The sequence below is a fragment of the Bacillus sp. sid0103 genome (assembly GCF_019219025.1).
In genome coordinates this window covers 1-255 of record NZ_JAHUWN010000165.1, presented here as the reverse complement: position 1 = coordinate 255, position 255 = coordinate 1, and the positions used below count along the sequence as shown (strand labels likewise).

The window sequence follows — 255 nt, the reverse complement described above, 5'->3', positions numbered from 1 at the left end:
GCCGCCTAAGGTGGGACAGATGATTGGGGTGAAGTCGTAACAAGGTAGCCGTATCGGAAGGTGCGGCTGGATCACCTCCTTTCTAAGGATAAAGCTGGACATATGAGCCAGACAAAATGGTTTGTGCTACGATTTTTGTTTGTTTAGTTTTGAGGGAGCAATTCTCTCAAAGCTTTTTTTAATCGTTCTTTGAAAACTAGATAATCGTAATGAAGAAGCAAAGTAAACATCGAGTAATCGCCATTTTAGTTTTTC

The 255-nt window shown here is 40.8% G+C and carries 1 rRNA gene; it reads left to right on the top strand.

Features of this window, described 5'->3' with window-relative positions:
* Positions 1 to 82 (top strand): 16S ribosomal RNA (locus KW850_RS32970); the annotation flags it as partial.
* Positions 83 to 255 lie beyond the last annotated feature (173 nt).